Annotated in this window: 14 protein-coding genes; 13 read left to right on the top strand and 1 reads right to left on the bottom strand. The window is 59.4% G+C overall.

Features of this window, described 5'->3' with window-relative positions:
* Positions 1-78: 78 nt before the first annotated feature.
* From ACPV0M_RS11395 to ACPV0M_RS11450, 12 genes are all read left to right on the top strand, one after another.
* Complete coding sequence (locus tag ACPV0M_RS11395; protein WP_425620749.1) at positions 79-1320, top strand: (Fe-S)-binding protein; 1242 nt, start codon at positions 79-81, stop codon at positions 1318-1320.
* A gap of 96 nt (positions 1321-1416) precedes the next feature.
* Positions 1417-2412 carry a DMT family transporter gene (locus tag ACPV0M_RS11400; protein WP_425620750.1) on the top strand — a complete coding sequence of 332 codons (996 nt, stop codon included), beginning with the start codon at positions 1417-1419 and terminating at the stop codon, positions 2410-2412.
* A gap of 135 nt (positions 2413-2547) precedes the next feature.
* Positions 2548-3744 carry a dihydropteroate synthase gene (folP, locus tag ACPV0M_RS11405; protein WP_425620751.1) on the top strand — a complete coding sequence of 399 codons (1197 nt, stop codon included), beginning with the start codon at positions 2548-2550 and terminating at the stop codon, positions 3742-3744.
* Complete coding sequence (folB, locus tag ACPV0M_RS11410; protein WP_425620752.1) at positions 3737-4096, top strand: dihydroneopterin aldolase; 360 nt, start codon at positions 3737-3739, stop codon at positions 4094-4096. The genes folP and folB overlap by 8 nt, the downstream gene beginning before the upstream one ends.
* The gene (gene folK / locus ACPV0M_RS11415; RefSeq protein WP_425620753.1) at positions 4093-4611 is read left to right on the top strand and encodes a 2-amino-4-hydroxy-6-hydroxymethyldihydropteridine diphosphokinase; all 519 of its coding nucleotides are present in this window, start codon (positions 4093-4095) and stop codon (positions 4609-4611) included. The genes folB and folK overlap by 4 nt, the downstream gene beginning before the upstream one ends.
* 136 nt (positions 4612-4747) lie before the next feature.
* Positions 4748-5800: a glycosyl hydrolase family 18 protein gene (locus ACPV0M_RS11420; RefSeq protein ID WP_425620754.1), complete on the top strand. Its 1053-nt coding sequence runs from the start codon at positions 4748-4750 to the stop codon at positions 5798-5800.
* Between the two features lie 732 nt (positions 5801-6532).
* On the top strand, positions 6533-8122 hold the full coding sequence (locus ACPV0M_RS11425) for a DEAD/DEAH box helicase (protein WP_425620755.1): 1590 nt from the start codon (positions 6533-6535) through the stop codon (positions 8120-8122).
* A 282-nt stretch (positions 8123-8404) separates the two neighbouring features.
* Entirely contained in the window at positions 8405-8653 is a 249-nt protein-coding gene (locus ACPV0M_RS11430; RefSeq protein ID WP_425620756.1) for a hypothetical protein, read from the top strand.
* Positions 8654-8915: 262 nt separating this feature from the next.
* The gene (locus ACPV0M_RS11435) at positions 8916-9140 is read left to right on the top strand and encodes a hypothetical protein (protein ID WP_425620757.1); all 225 of its coding nucleotides are present in this window, start codon (positions 8916-8918) and stop codon (positions 9138-9140) included.
* A 522-nt stretch (positions 9141-9662) separates the two neighbouring features.
* A complete protein-coding gene (locus tag ACPV0M_RS11440; RefSeq protein WP_425620758.1) occupies positions 9663-10325 on the top strand; it encodes a cell wall hydrolase in 663 nt (220 codons plus the stop codon).
* A 150-nt stretch (positions 10326-10475) separates the two neighbouring features.
* Positions 10476-11132 carry a hypothetical protein gene (locus ACPV0M_RS11445; protein WP_425620759.1) on the top strand — a complete coding sequence of 219 codons (657 nt, stop codon included), beginning with the start codon at positions 10476-10478 and terminating at the stop codon, positions 11130-11132.
* A 141-nt stretch (positions 11133-11273) separates the two neighbouring features.
* Positions 11274-12023: an SIR2 family NAD-dependent protein deacylase gene (locus tag ACPV0M_RS11450; RefSeq protein ID WP_425620760.1), complete on the top strand. Its 750-nt coding sequence runs from the start codon at positions 11274-11276 to the stop codon at positions 12021-12023.
* Between the two features lie 50 nt (positions 12024-12073).
* On the opposite strand, the gene ACPV0M_RS11455 is transcribed toward ACPV0M_RS11450, so the two are convergent.
* Positions 12074-13285 carry an IS110 family transposase gene (locus ACPV0M_RS11455; RefSeq protein WP_425620304.1) on the bottom strand — a complete coding sequence of 404 codons (1212 nt, stop codon included), beginning with the start codon at positions 13283-13285 and terminating at the stop codon, positions 12074-12076.
* Between the two features lie 488 nt (positions 13286-13773).
* Here ACPV0M_RS11455 and ACPV0M_RS11460 point away from each other — a divergent pair, with 488 nt between their 5' ends.
* Positions 13774-14628, top strand: coding sequence for a DegV family protein (locus ACPV0M_RS11460; protein ID WP_425620761.1), 855 nt, complete (start codon positions 13774-13776; stop codon positions 14626-14628).
* Positions 14629-15011 lie beyond the last annotated feature (383 nt).

A 15011-nucleotide genomic window follows, 5' to 3' on the forward strand; every position in this document is an offset into this window, starting at 1 on the left:
TGTTTAGACCGTTCATTTGACCTCACACGTCAGATGCCAACGGTCATACCCCCAAATTAGGTTGGTTGGAGGGATATTATGGAAGCCCTAGCTTTGACGAATGTGTCCGACCCCTCTTTCCGCAAGGAAATAGAGGAGAAATACCGTATCCTGGACCCCGCCAAGCGGAGTTTCTTCCAGACCTGCTTGACGTGCGGCACCTGCGCGGCCGGTTGCTGCTTTAACGGTGCGGTCGACAATATGGACCCGCGCAAGTTTATCCGTAAGATCTTGCTTGGCCTAAAGCAAAGCACCCTGGACGACATCTTCGTCTGGAACTGTAACTGCTGCGGGCGCTGCACCCTGGAGTGCCCGATGGGCATCGACATGGGTGGTGTCGTGCGCACGGTGCGCGGCAATTTCGGCCTGACCGCGCCCGGCACGCTGCAGCTCGTTGCCAATACCCACCTGGAAACCGGCAACCAGATGGGCGTCAGCGTGGAGGACTACCTGGACACCATCGACTGGATGCAGGAAGAGCTTCAGGAAGAGCTCGGGGACCCGAACTTCAAGATCCCGATGGACGTCCCCGACTGCGACTTCCTGTTCATCCCGCACCCGCGCGAAATTAAGTACTATCCCGAAGACATCAAGACTTGGACGAAGATCTTCACGGCCGCCGGCGCCAAGTGGACGCTTTCCAGCAAGGCCTTCGACGTGACGAACTTCGGTCTCTTCAACGGGCGCGACGACGAGGCGACGAAGATCTTCCAGATCACCGTCGACGCCATGCGCGAGCTCAACGCCAAGCGCCTCGTGTGCACCGAGTGCGGCCACGGCTACTGGGCCTTCAAGTTCGGCGCCAAGGCGTGGATTCCGGTCGACTTCCCGATCCTGCACATGGTCGAGTACCTGGCCGAGATCCTGCGCGAGGGCAAGATCCAGGTCGACAAGTCCAAGAACACTGAGATCGTAACGCTGCACGACCCGTGCAACACCGTCCGCAAGGGCGGGGTCGTCGAGGAGCCGCGTTACGTCCTCAGCCAGGTCTGCGAGAACTTCGTCGAGATGTGGCCGAACCGCCAGTACAATTACTGTTGCGGCGGCGGCGGCGGCGCCCTGGCGATGGGCGATACCATTAAGCCCTACCGCATGGCCAAGGGTAAACTGAAGGCCGAACAGATCCGCACCACCGGCGCCGAGATCTGCTGCGCCCCGTGCCACAACTGCTACGACCAGCTGAACGACATTAATAAGGAATACCAGCTTGGCCTGAAGGTCAAGCACATCTTCCAGCTGGTAGAGAAGGCAATGGTCTGGGAGTACAAGCCGGCCGAATAATCGCTGGTAACAATTGAAGGCATAGCGGAACCGTGAAGGCCTCCGGGCCTTCACGGTTCTCTTCTTATGCAGAGTTATACGGAGGGGCAACAGATTTTGGACAGCCGTCGTTTCGAATGGCACTACCTGTTTCTCTTTCTGACCGCCATGATGTGGGGCGGAGCCTTCGTCGCAGCCAAGTTCGTGGTCCTGGAGATGCACCCGCTGGTCGCGGCCGCCGTCCGCTTCTCGATCTCGTTCCTGTTCTTGCTCCCCTTTTTCCTGCGGTGGGAAGGCCTGAAAAACCTGCCGAAACTGAGGGATCTCCCGGTGCTGCTGCTCCTGGCCGCCACCGGCGTCTTCCTGTACAACGCTCTTTTCTTCTACGGCATGCGGACCTCGGCGGCTACCGACGGCGCCTTGGTCATCGCCTCGAGTCCCATGATTACGGCCATCATTTCCTTCTTCGTCCTCAAGGAGCGTTTCGGGCCCGGGCAGTTGCTGGGGTTTTTCCTATGCCTTGCGGGTGTGACGGTGATTATTACCAAAGGCTCGCTCTCGGTGCTCGCCGCATTGGCCGTCAACCAGGGTGACCTGATGCTTTTCGGCTGCGCGGTGTCGTGGGCTGTCTACTCGGTCGCCGGCAAAATTGCCACCGGGCGCATGACCCCGCTGGCCTCCTCGACGTTTTCCAATGGACTCGGGGCGCTGATGCTGCTGATTGCCGCCGGCCCTTTTCTCCCCCGGCAGTCGTTCCTCGACTTAAGCCCGGTCACAATAGGGAGCATGCTTTTTCTGGCCGTTTTCGCTTCGGGCGTCGCCTTTGTCTTCTGGCTGGTCGGGGTGAACAAGGTCGGCGCGGGGCGGACGTCGATCTTTGTCAACATGGTCCCGGTCTGGTCGGCCCTGCTGGGCGTGCTGTTCCTGGGAGAACGGCTGGCCTTGTTTCACCTTGTCGGGGCCGTCCTGACCTTAGGCGGCGTATACCTGGTGACGCATAAGGATGTCGGAAGCCGGAAGTCGGATGCCGGAATGCTTGCAAGCGGCAAATCGAAATTGCAGGGAATAAGGGATGGATCGGCTTGCGATGTGCGTTTGACAGGACGTCGTTAAACGGTTGGCAAATAGAAGGAGTTTGCAAGGATAATATACCTATATGTCGTAAGTTGTAAGCTATAAAAACGTTTCAATGCCTGGAGTCAACACTTGGAAATAAGGATATGATTGCGTTTTATGAATGCATTTAATATGAGGTGGCAGGTTCGTCCGGTAAGCGTTACGAACACGGAAGAGGCCAGGCGGGAGATCGCCCTGGTGGGAGCGGACGACTGGGGCTGCAAGATCATGGCCCCCAAGGCCGTGTACCGCCTGCTGAAGGTTACAGGCCTCGCTCCTTGGCAGGCCAACATCCTCAAACAGGAGATGCTGGCCCGGGGCGGGGAGGCGGCCGTCAGCAGGGGATGCATCAACTGCTCGGTCGAGAGCACCGACGTCCTGCTCATGGGGACGGTGACCCATTACCGCAGCCTGGCGCGCAAGCTGCTGATCCAGCCTTTCGGGCTGCCGGAGCTCGGGGCCCGGCTCCGCTGTGTCGTGGACAACCTGGAGCAGGAATCGCTGCCGGACCTCGATTGCCGGGGCATTGTTCTGCCCTTGAGCAAGCGCACTCTCGTCATGGGCATCCTCAACGTCACCCCCGACTCCTTCTCCGACGGCGGGCTTTTCATGACGCCGGAGAGTGCCCTGGCCCGCGCCCGGCGGATGGTCGAGGAAGGCGCCGACATCATCGACCTGGGCGGGGAATCGACGCGCCCCGGGCACACCCCCGTCCCGGCTGAGGTCGAGACCGCCCGTATCCTCCCGGTACTCAGGCTGCTGGTGCGGGAACTGCCCGTCCCCGTCAGCGTCGATACCTCCAAGGCCGCGGTCGCCAGGGCGGCGCTGGAAGCGGGGGCGCACGTCATCAACGACCAGTGGGCCCTGCGGGACCCGGGAATGGCCGAGCTCGTCGCCGGGGCCGGCGTCTCGGTGGTGCTCATGCACAACCGCGAGAAGGCCGTTTATCGCGACCTGATGGGCGAAGTCTGGTCCTACTTCGAGGAGCGCGTCGAACTGGCGCTCAAGAGCGGCATCAGCGAGCGGCAGCTGATCCTCGATCCGGGGTTCGGCTTCGGCAAGACGCCGGCCCACAACCTCGAGATCCTGCGCCGGCTGGGTGAATTGAAAGGCTTCGGTCTGCCCATCCTGATCGGGACCTCGCGCAAGTCGACCATCGGCAAGGTCCTGGACCTGCCTGTGGACCAGCGGCTGGAGGGGACGGCGGCCACGGTGGCGGTCGGCATCGCCGGGGGGGCCGGCATCGTCCGCGTCCACGACGTCCTGGCGATGACCAGGGTGGCGCGGATGACCGACGCCATTTTGCGGGGATGGGACGAAAATGGATAAGATCATCCTGAAAGGACTGGAAATCTACGCCTACCACGGCGTTTCCGACAGCGAACGCGAGCTGGGCCAGAGGTTCATCCTGGACATCGAAATGCTGGCCGACCTCCGGCCGGCCGGCGAGACCGACGACCTGGCCCTGACGGTCAACTACGCGCTGGTCTACGCCGACGTGCAAACGGTCTTCACCGAGCGTCCTTTCCGGCTCCTGGAGGCCGCCGCAGAGGCCGTCGCCGCCAAAATCCTGGCCGGGCACGCGCCGGTGCGCGAGGTGGTGGTCCGCGTCAAGAAACCGTCGGCCCCCATCCCCGGGCACCTGGCTTATGCCGCCGTGGAAATCAGGCGCGGCCGATGACCGGGAAGGGTTCGGCAAAGGCCTACATGGGCCTCGGTGCAAACCTCGGTGACCGGCGGGCCAACATCCTGTCCGCCATCGGGTGCCTGCGCGCCCTGCCCGGGATCGCGGTGCTGCGCGCCGCTTCCCTTTACGAATCCGCGCCGGTGGGATTCATCGACCAGCCGCGCTTTGTGAATACGGTAATCGAAGTCACGACGGACTTGTCCCCTTTCGACCTGCTGGCCGCCGTTCAGCGCGTCGAGCGGGACCTCGGCCGCGTGCGCACCGTCCGCTGGGGACCGCGGACGATAGACATCGACATTCTCCTCTACGACGACGTAACCATGGATGACCCCGCCCTGACCATTCCGCACCCCCGTATGGCCGAACGCGCCTTCGTCCTCGTGCCCTTGGCCGAGCTGGTCCCCGACCGCCTTCTCAACGGCCGTACCGTCCGCGACCTGGCCGCCGCGGCCCGCTCCCGGGCGGATGTCGAGATTCTCACGCCCGCGGCGGAAGTAATCCCCGGTTAAATCTACAGAATTTGCTTAAAGGGCTGCCGTTCCTGACGAAGAATACGAACCACGTTGCGAAACTACCTCCTCGAAAGCGTGGTGTGTTGCGATTCGGCAGGCGACGCGGTTCCTGATTGTTTCCCTGCTTTTTGCGGTGACCGCACTGGTTCCCCTTGGTTCACCGGCTGTAGCTTACTACGGGCAGCCCGACAACGTGACCTCCCCCGAGCCTGCCATTGAAGTCAACGCCTACATCCTGCCGGGCAAAGGCGCGGTAAACGCCCTGGACGAAACCGCCCGGCACCTGACCTACGTCAGCGTCTTCAGTTACCGGGCCGGGCACGACGGCGAACTGGTCGCCCCCGAGGGCGAGGACGCCGTCCTCGAGGCGGCGCGCCGCCACGGCGTGCGGCCGCAGATGGTGCTGACCAATTTCGACGGCACGAACTTCAGCTCCGACCTGGGACACGCCATCGTCAACGACCCGGCGCTGCGCACGCGGGTGATCGAAAACACCCTCCGGGTCCTTAGAGAGAAAGGTTACCACTCTTTGAACATTGACTTTGAAAACCTGCCTCCCGAGGACCGTGAAGCTTACACTGGCTTTATCGGCGAGATGACCGCCATCCTCCATCGCGCCGGTTACCCGCTGTCCGTCGCCGTGGCGCCCAAGGCCGGCGACAGGCCCGACGAGGCCTGGGTCGGTTTCGTCGACTACGCGGCCCTGGGCTCGATCGTGGACCGCGTGATCGTCATGACCTACGAGTGGGGCTGGATCGGCGGGCCGCCGATGCCCATCGCCCCCCTGGACAAGGTGCGCGGCGTGATCGAGTACCTGGTGCAACATGTGCCGCCCGGCAAAATCCTGATGGGCATGCCCCTGTACGGGTACGATTGGGAACTGCCGGACACGCCGGCCAATACCGCCAAAAGCCTGGATCCCGTCAGGGCGCGCCAGCTCGCCCAGCGTTACGGCGCCCGGATCCAGTGGGACGAAAGGGCCGCTTCGCCCTTCTTCTATTACACCGACGACTGGGATAACGGCCACGCGGTCTGGTTCGAGGACGGCTGGAGCATGGCCGCCAAGTACGCTCTGGTGCGCGAGTTCGGCCTGCGCGGGGTCAGCTTTTGGGTTCTGGGTAACAGGTTCCCCGAAAACTGGGCGGTTCTGGACGGCCTCTTTGAGCCCGTCCGGGACCGGGCTTAACGGCATAACCGTCCGCCGCGGGGCAAAGATTAAGAAAAGGGGTTTAAGCTGCAGGGTCCAGGGTGTAAGATATTAGATATGATGTCAATGTTAGACCCTCACGCTGCAAAATGCAGCACCACAGACAATGAAAAACGGTTACAGCAGGTCTGGGTTATCCCCGCGCTCCGTGCTCCGCTTCGACCGTTCTAAGCTCGGTTCGGAACGTGGCGGGCCTCCTGCGGATTGTTCGCGGGCGCAATTTTCAGCAGGTTACCCAAGTACGCGTCGAGGCCTTGGCCGTAGCGAACGTTGGGAGTATAAATCAAAAATGCGCAGTGAGCCGAGGGAAAGCGTCGGCCGCTGTTTGACCCGGCACTCAACCAAATCTCTTCGAAGATCTTAGCTATAGGAGATGGGTTTGCTTTAACGAATCGCCAGGTTGAGTGCCGGGGAGTTCGGCCGGCGCCCGAGGCGAACGAGCATCTTCCTCTGTCACGTACAAGTTCGCGCAGGCAAGGCCGAGGGCAAGCGTACGGCCGACGCTTTGACAGCGGAAGCGCCCGCGAACGTCCTCGTCGGCGGCCACGCTGACCTCACCTTCGCTAAGAACGGTGCCCGAAGCTTTGAGCAAAGTTGCTTGCGGGGATAAACCCAGACCCGAATAGCAAGGGCCGTTTTTCAGGGTAGATGTTTGGTGTAAGACTAAAGATCGGATGCGGAGTTCGAGATTTAAAGTTTGAGGAGTAAAAAATGACAGCAACAAGCACATTTGCGGATCTGGGGCTGAAGCCCGAACTCATGCGGGCTATCGAAGACCTGGGCTACGAAACGCCGACGCCCATCCAGGAGAAGAGCATCCCGCCGCTCCTGGCCGGGCGGGACGTTTTGGGACAGGCCCAGACGGGGACGGGCAAGACGGCGGCTTTCGGGCTGCCCATCCTGCAGAAGATCGTCCCGGGGCAAGGCCTGCAGGCCCTCGTCCTCTGTCCCACGCGGGAACTTGCCGTACAGGTCGCCACCGACATCACTTCGATGGGCAGGTACCTCGGCGTCCGCGTTCTGCCCGTTTACGGGGGGCAGTCCATCGAGCACCAGCTGCGCGCGCTGAAAAACCGCCCGGAGGTGGTCGTCGGCACCCCGGGCCGCCTCATGGACCACCTGCAGAGAAGCTCCATCAGGCTGGACGGCCTGCGCGTGGTGGTCCTGGACGAGGCCGACGAGATGCTGGACATGGGTTTCCTGGACGACATCAAGACCATTCTCGCGCAGTGCTCCGAGGACCGGCAGACTCTTCTCTTCGCCGCGACGATGCCCGCCGAGATCGAGAACCTGGCCAAGTCGTTCCTGAAAGACCCCCAGGTCGTCGCCATTCGCGGCAGCGAGCTTACGGCGCCGCTGATCGAGCAGCGCTATTACGAGGTCAACGCCCGGCAGAAGCTGGAAAGCCTCTGCCGTATTCTGGACGTGGAGATGCCGGCTTCGGCCATTATTTTTTGCCGCACCAAAAGGGGGGCCGACGAACTGGCCGAGGCCCTGCGGGTCCGTGGTTACGAGGCCGAGGTCATCCACGGCGACCTGTCCCAGCGGGAGAGGGACAGCGTCATGAGCCGTTTCCGTTCAGGGTTCGTCGAGCTGCTGGTGGCCAGCGACGTGGCCGCGCGGGGCCTGGACATCAGCCACGTGACCCACGTCATTAACTACGACATCGCGCAGGACGCGCAGAGCTACGTCAACCGTATCGGCCGGACGGGCCGCGCCGGCCGCGAGGGTGTGGCCATTACCCTGGTTACGCCCCGCGAGATCAGGCAGTTGCGCTTTATCGAGCAGAGCATCGGCAAACGCATCAGGCGCCACGCTCTGCCGACCCTGGCCGACGCCAAGGAGCGGAGACAGCAGGAGCTTTTGCATCGCGTCGAGGAGGCTCTGGGTCAACCCCTGGTGGGCGAATATCGCGCCTTGGCCATTCAGCTGCTTGAAAATCACGAATCCATCGAGTTGCTGGCGGCGTGCCTGATGATGCTGACCAAGGAGGGGAGGGAACTGGAAACAGCGGAACTGCTGGGCGCGGAGCCCGAATCGGTTACCGTTAAACTGCCTTTCGGGCGCAAGCACGGTTTGCACGTCAGGGCGGTGATCGACCAGCTTTCCAGAGCCGGCGTGCGGCGCGGCGAGATAGGCAACATCAAAATTTTTGACGACAGGTGTTACGTTGACGTTCCTGCGGAGTGCGAGGACCAGGTATACGCGGCTTTTCGCACGCTGCGCCAGGGGATAAGAACGAAGCCGGGCAAGTTTGGCGCTCCCCAGCCCCGCAGGAGAAGCTCCAAGAGCCTCCAATAAAGAGGTTGGATGCCGGAGGTCAGAAATCTGGCTCGAAGAAATCCTACGGATTTCCCTATAATCCATCGTTCGGAGGCCGGAGGTCAGAAGCCGGAAGCCGAAGGCCGAAAGTCGGAAACCGGAAGCCGGAACTTAATGCTGAGAAAACCGGCACGGGTTTCATCGCGTCCGACCTCATTCTGGCCTCTGACTTCCTTACTAGGCAGATACTTACCGGGCTAAGCCTTCCCCTCCGTGGCACACTAAGTTGTAGCTCAAGACATTGACTAAGGAGGGGAACTTATGCTTTCGCCGGATGTCGTCAGCGGCATGATCAAACTGCACCTTATGGGATACCTGTCCTACGACGAAATAGTGCATTGGGCCGATAAAAAGTTCCACGACTTGGAATTTATTGATAACACCACCAGCGATGAGACTTGCGACGCCATGTTCGACGTCCTCAGTACTATTATGCTTGGACAGGACGAAGGAATGCGTCTGGAAAGCCGCGATTTTGAAATGTTCCTGGATCGGCTGGAAGCCGTATAGGCGCAATCCTAGGATTGCGCCGGCGTTCGGCATTCGGACGGGGTCACTAGAGTGCTGAGCGCACCGGCAAAGCCGGATCCTAGCAAATGTTAGAAAGGCGTGGGACTAGTTTCATTACGCAGCGCAAAGTCGTAAGTTGAGCATAACAGAGGGATTGTCATCTAGGCAAAAGATACCAGACCGATTTGAGGAACAATTTCAAAAGCTTGCTTGTCCTAGAATAAAGAAGCGGTTTTCTAACGCCTGGGGAGAGGATTACGAAATGTCAGTTTCTGTAGAGGGATTCGAGCAACTGGTTTCTCAATCCAAGAAATTAGCCGATACACTGAAATACGATCCCCCGCCCATAAGCCACGTACAGAGAGCAAAACTGGTGTTTCAGCTGCGTCTGGCCTATAACTTCACGGTACGGCAGTGCGGCGACCAGTTTCTTACCCGCAGGTTGCTGGGTTTGATCGAAGAATGCGAAGAACTGTTGGAGTCATAGCCCGCCACATCCGCCGCCCCGGTACGGCGGTTTTTCTTTTTGCGCGCCCGGGGACAGGCCTGGCGCGCCGGTTGCCGGCTGTTCGGGCAGGCGCGGGAGAAAAGGGGCAGACCGCCAACAGCCAACACCCACAGGTATCCGTTGCCATGGGCGGGTAAGCGATGGCACAGCAGCGCGCCGGGTCGGTATTTACCCGGAAAAACGATTTTGTCGAGCGTTTTACGGCGTTAAACAGGCAATTTCGGCGGCGGTTCGGCATACATTGTTACCGGATGAACTTGTCGCGCGGGGAATTGCAGGGTTTATTTTAAGCCTTTGCCTTATCAGGCAGTTCAACCCTCATGTGAAAATTGTAGCTATTCCAGGCAGGAAATGCAGACTTCGTGTCGAATTACTTTCAGTTAACGTACCCTTTGCCATTGCCGCCCGTTCCTCCGCCCCAAAGGGGTTTTGGAAAACGGGGTTGAACCGGCTGTAGAAGCAAGCTTTTGCGTGACTCCAATGCAAGGAGGGTGAGAATGTTTGTTGTGTAAACGGATGCGTGTGCTTATGGCAACCCTGTTGATCGCTTTGTTCAGCATGGCCTCCTGTCCGGGACCGGCGTCGGCTGCGGAAAACGGCCCGACGGCTTCCGGGGACCGGGTCTATATCGTCAAGCCGGGTGAAACCCTTTCCGAGATCGCTTGTTCTTTTGGTCTTAGCTATCGTGCTATCGCCGCGGCCAACGGCCTGACCAACCCTCACCGCATCAAAATCGGGCAAGAACTGATTATTCCGGGCATGGCAATGGTTGCCGCCTCCAAGGCCGGCGTAAAGCCTGTTCCGGGCGTCAGCCGGAACGACGTCGACCTGCTGGCCAGGCTGATCGGGGTCGAATCCGGCGGCCAGCCTTACGAAGCGCAAGTCGCCGTGGGCGCCGTGGTGATGAACAGGATTGAAAGCAAGCGGTTCCCCGACAACCTGCGGGCGGTCGTGTCCCAACCAGGCCAGTTCCCTCCGGTAAGCAGGGGATTGGTAAGCCGCCACGTCGCCAGCAGCACTTCGCGCAAGGCCGCGCTGGAAGCCCTGGCCGGGGTTGACCCGACCAACGGCTGCCTTTTCTTCAACTCTCTTTCCGCGCGTACCGCGCACCTGGCTAAAAGGCCGGGAGCAAAAATCATCGGCAGGATGGTATTTTACCACTAGGTAAGAAGCTGGCGCCAAACCAGCGGGGGATGGGCTTATGCGAGAGAGTTCTATCCCCCTTTGTTTTTTGCAGCATTTATGCGGGTCTTCCTGGAATTAAATGGTTGCCAGTCAGGGACTTTTAGAAGTATGCTGGTGGCAGGGGTGCCGTTGAAGAAGCCTCCGAGCAAAAGCGGCAGCGGTGAGCCTCTTGTACCGGCCCGCCTGGATATCCGTCTCTCCAGCCGTCCGGTGATAACCTCTGCCTTGTGTCGCCAGGCCTGTCCCATGTCTTCGTCCTGGAAGGCCCGCTGCTGCCGGGCCTACCGGCCGCGCTTCGACCTGCCCGCGATCCTGGCCCTGGCCGAAGCCGGGTGGCTCGGCATCTTCGCCGCCGCCGAGTTTTATGCCGATCCCCCGCTGGTTGTCGTTGACCTTCAGGGAATGGACCTGCACTGCGGTCTCTGGACCCCGTCAGGCTGCATTCTTCCGGCGGCCCTGCGCCCGCAGACGTGCCGGGACTATTTTTGCAGGTTGCCCGCAGCGAAGTTTGACGCCGACTTCTGTGAGGCCTACCGGGAATACCTCGCGGTCCTCGATCTGGTTAACCGGTGCAATAAGGAGTTCACCGGTTTATGGTCCCGTGCCGGGGACCTCCTGCCAAGGAGCTTGCGGGTCGTGGGCGGCCCAAAAGGTGTTTTTTTCGACGTCAGACCTCTTGAGACTTTGCTGGAAGAGTACCGCGGATATCAGCAGTGCCTGAGGGACAGGGTAAGGGAATATCTCGGGGTGGAGGAGATAACTTGTTCGATAAATCTTAAACATTAGCATTCCGTTATGGGCGTCGAGAACGGTCCGCGGCTCGCCGGTTATCTTAAAAAGCCTGTAACGCGGCCCGGGCGGCCCGATAGGACTTTGCTGCTTTGTGCCGAAACTATACAGGACGTTGGCGCGTGCCAAACTATTGGTATGGAGGAAAGAGCAGTGCACCGGATTGAAACGCTGGCCCGGCTGCTAAAGGAGACGGGACCGGCCTTCGCCCTGACGGGGGCGGGCGTCAGCACCGAGAGCGGGATCCCCGATTTTCGCTCGCGCGGGGCCGGCCTTTGGGAGAGGTTCGACCCGGCGGAGGTATGCAGCATCGAGGCCTTCCACAGGGACCCCGCCCGTTTCTGGCGGTTTAACCTGCAGTGGTGGCTGCCCTGCCGGGAGGCCCGTCCAAACCGGGCGCATCAAGCCCTGGCCGCGCTGGAAAAACACGGCCTGCTGCGCGGCGTCATCACCCAGAACATTGATGGCCTGCACAGGGATGCCGGCTCCACCGTCTGGGAGGTGCACGGCCACCTGCGCACCTGTCACTGCCTGAAATGCCAGAAGGAGTACGACTTCGCCCACCTTACCGAGCAGTATAACGGGGGGATCAATCCTCCGCGGTGCGGCTGCGGCGGTCTCCTGCGCCCCGATGTCGTCCTTTTCGGGGACGCCATGAGCCGGGACTTCTGGGTGGCCTCCCAGGTGCTGTCGGGCTGCCAGCTGCTGCTCGTGGTCGGGTCCAGCCTGCAGGTCTACCCGGTGGCCGACCTGCCGCGGCTGGCCAGGCGCCTGGCCATCATCAACCGCGACCCGACCCCTTACGACGAGCGGGCGGACGTCGTCATTCAGGGCAACGCCGGAGACGCGCTGGAAGCAGTGCTTGCGAAACTGGGCATTGAGCACTGAGCGCTGAGCATTGGACCTTCTATGTCAATACCTAATTTTAATAACCCTGATTAGGCCGCCCGTAAGGCGTGCCGCTCCTTGGCTGCCAGGAATAGAGCTTCATCATAGGGGGTGTTGTTAAGCCACATCGCATAGATAATACGCATCCAGACACTTGCGAGACATCTGAGGGCTGTGGCGTGAGCCTTACCTTGTGCGCGTTTAGCATCATAGTATTCACGTGCCCAGGAAACCCAACGGATACTCTGCATCGCCAGTTGGTACATCACGTTCCTAAAGGGTTTAACACAGGATTTTCGCGGACGGGCATAAGCATACTTGCCGCTTTGAAACAGAACCGGTGTTGTACCCGCTAGGGCCTGTACGGCCGGTAGACCGGGATAACGGCTCCGATCATCACCCCACTCCGCCAGGAGCCGTGGCGCCACCCTTACTCCCGCTCCGGGAAGGCTGGCAAAGATCTTGTAGTCGGAGTGGCTCTGAAAAAGATCTTGAATGTCCTGGTCATAACCCTTAATATCGGCCTGCAAGTTCTTGAGTCGGGTGACCAAGGACAGCATCAGCCGCGCCTTCGCCCGTGTAGTGGCCGCATTAGCCTCCAATTGAGGCTCGTGGAGTTTCGTCCAAATCGCCACAGCAGTCTTGTTGGGCTGAGGATGCTTGTGGGTCTTTAGAAAGACAGCGATTTCTGGTACCGATGCTTCTAGGGCTTTTTCTAAGGTTGGATAGGCCTGCAAAAAGTCCAAAAAGATAGGAGTATTAGCGTGAGAGAACAGGTCCAAAGCCACAGGGTAATAGAGTTTTAAACAAGCGATTAGCTTGTTAGTGAGACGGGTTCTCTCCTGGATCAGGTCATCCTGGTCCCGGGTTAGCATCTTGAGTTCTTCAATGATCGCGCTATCGGGCCGAAGCTGGCGTAAGTAAGGTAGTTCAGCTCGGCCAATATCGGCCAGCAGACGCGCATCAAGCGGGTCACTTTTTGCCCCGGATGGTTTGCGCCGATGATCGACCAGCTTGGGGTTAACCGGATAGACGGCAAAGCCATGTTCCAAGAGATATTGGATAAGAAGACCTTGACTTGTTTCAACGATACAAGCAACATTTGCGAGATCTTGGCCGGCTAGCTTGAGAAGTTTACGACCCAACTCATCAAGCCCCGGACGGGAATGTTTGACCGAAAAATCAGCTAGCATCCTTGCTTTGTCGTCAATTACCACCACCTGGTGGGTAGCGTCTGCCCAGTCGATACCGGCGAAGATCACTGATAATGGCAACTCCTTTCCCAAGTAGTCCCAACGTGGTGTTGTGGTCAATGATCAGCCCTATCCAGCAACGGTGCTCGAAGCACGACCCTTCTATGGATCATAACGCCACATTAAGCTCGGGGAAGGCAACTCCAATGCAGGCAATCGAGTTGCTGGCGTTGAGAGGCCTTTCCCCGAAACGTTGGGTACTGGGTAATACCACAGGAGATCGGGGATCTCCTTGTAAACCAAGGCTTTAGAGATAGTTTAACGGATAGGACGTTGGGGAATCGACCTCGAATCTAGATCGAGGGGGTCAGGATTTAGAATTTACTGTACTGACGATTTTAGGGCAGTTTCGTGAAGCCTGGAAGTCAAAATTTTTTACCGGCCCTGACGGCGAAAGACTGGAGTTTATTCAGGAAACCAAATGAATGTGTGCAGGTGAATATGATATTTTGTCGAAGGCAAAAAGATTTTCCAGTAACAATGAGAGGGGCGGTCCCTTGACGAACGAGAAGATCGCGCTGATCACCGACAGCACCTGCGACCTGCCCGACGAGGTCCTGAAGGAGTACGATATCCGGATTCTGCCGCTCAAAATCCTCTACCCCGACCGTTCGTACGACGACCGCCTCGATATTTCCCCGGACGAGGTGTACGCCACACTCGACGAGGAGAGGCCTAAGACCTCGATGCCCTCTCCCGGGAAAGTGGCCGAAGTACTTAACGAACTGGTCAGGGAGGGGTTCACCCACGCCATCGCCATCCATCTTTCCAGCGGGTTGAGCGGAACGCGCGACGTGGTCAAGATGGTCAGCGAGCAGATACAACAGAGCTTAAAGGTCGAAGTCATCGATTCCAGGGCGGTTTCCATGGCTCTGGGTTTTCTGGTCCGCGAGGCGGGCGCCCTGATCAGGCGCGGCCTGGGCTTTGAAGAGGTTGTGGAAAGGGTGAGGTCGCTGCGGGAGCGCATGAGAGTTTTCTTTATCGTCAGGACTCTCGAGTACCTGCGGCGCAACGGTAGGATCGGGTACGTCCAGGCGGCGGTGGGCGGCATCCTGGATGTCAAGCCCATCATTTCCATCGGCGCCGAGGGCAAGTATTATACCTACGCGAAGGTCCGCGGATGGCACAAGGCCCTGGCCAGGCTGGTCGACATCGTGCGCGAAAAGGCGGGCGGTAAAAAGATCGTCGTCGCCGTGATGCACGGCGCCGCCCTCAAGGACGGGCAGGAGCTGTGCAAGGGCATCCTGAACAGCGGGCTGCAGGTGCAGGAGATGGTGTTCGGCCAGATCGGCCCGTCGATGGTGGTGCATGCGGGGCCCGGCCTGGTCGGCGTGGCCTTCTACGAGGTATAGTGTGTTGAGTGCCGGGAGTCCGAAAGCTTAAAGCTGAATGCCTAAGGTAGAAACATCGCCGGAGCAGAAGCTTTTTGATTATTGTAAGACCTTGCTTGGCATGGTAATATCGTTTATAAGGTGGCATCCCAAAGGAGCCACACCGTTGTTTTCGCCGGTGTCCGTAACAACCGAAGAGAGTTTTGCCGCTTGGAGCCGTGAGGACCGAGACGGGCCGTATATAAAGCCTTGGACTCTGTCTGAGGCTTTTCAGTTTTTCATAAGGGTGATCTAGAGCTGTCATACCGCCGCATCGAGTATCCGGCTTTATGGTATTAGGTATGGGTATCGGGTATTAGAGTAACAGATGAGTTGCAAGAATGGTGACCTACCCATTGGTTTTT

Origin of the sequence: Desulfosceptrum tomskiensis, assembly GCF_049818055.1 — a bacterium.
Lineage (GTDB): Bacteria > Bacillota > Desulfotomaculia > Desulfotomaculales > JASEER01 > JBFLVT01.

Bases quoted from the DNA above. Each gene is read 5' to 3' on its own strand.
- folK (WP_425620753.1), top strand. From the start codon at position 4,093: ATGACCGGGAAGGGTTCGGCAAAGGCCTACATGGGCCTCGGTGCAAAC.
- folP (WP_425620751.1), top strand. From the start codon at position 2,548: ATGAGGTGGCAGGTTCGTCCGGTAAGCGTTACGAACACGGAAGAGGCC.
- ACPV0M_RS11395 (WP_425620749.1), top strand. From the start codon at position 79: ATGGAAGCCCTAGCTTTGACGAATGTGTCCGACCCCTCTTTCCGCAAG.
- ACPV0M_RS11430 (WP_425620756.1), top strand. From the start codon at position 8,405: ATGCTTTCGCCGGATGTCGTCAGCGGCATGATCAAACTGCACCTTATG.
- ACPV0M_RS11435 (WP_425620757.1), top strand. From the start codon at position 8,916: ATGTCAGTTTCTGTAGAGGGATTCGAGCAACTGGTTTCTCAATCCAAG.
- ACPV0M_RS11450 (WP_425620760.1), top strand. From the start codon at position 11,274: ATGGAGGAAAGAGCAGTGCACCGGATTGAAACGCTGGCCCGGCTGCTA.
- ACPV0M_RS11425 (WP_425620755.1), top strand. From the start codon at position 6,533: ATGACAGCAACAAGCACATTTGCGGATCTGGGGCTGAAGCCCGAACTC.
- folB (WP_425620752.1), top strand. From the start codon at position 3,737: ATGGATAAGATCATCCTGAAAGGACTGGAAATCTACGCCTACCACGGC.